Genomic DNA, 217 nt, shown 5'->3' with positions numbered 1-217 from the left:
GCTTGGCGCGGCCATTCTCACCATTTTCTGCCGTGTACTTGCGCTTGTAGCGGAAGTCCATCAGCGTGGAAAGGTTGTCATCGGCCACAAAAATGATGTCACCGCCGCGACCGCAAGCGCTGCACGGTCAAGCAGTAAAAAAACCAGACGGGCGGGCCGGCATGGCCTGCCCGATTTTTGTTACAAACGGTGCCCGGCACCGCACGAGGTATACTAT

1 pseudogene is annotated in these 217 nt (G+C 57.1%); it reads right to left on the bottom strand.

From position 1 onward, the window contains the following. Positions 1-112: pseudogene (locus tag H6B10_RS17620) on the bottom strand (hypothetical protein); the annotation flags it as partial. Between the last annotated feature and the right edge of the window lie 105 nt (positions 113-217).

It is taken from the genome of Gemmiger formicilis (assembly GCF_016901605.1).
GTDB classification, from domain to species: domain Bacteria; phylum Bacillota; class Clostridia; order Oscillospirales; family Ruminococcaceae; genus Gemmiger; species Gemmiger formicilis_B.
This window is presented reverse-complemented; position numbering and strand designations above follow the sequence as displayed.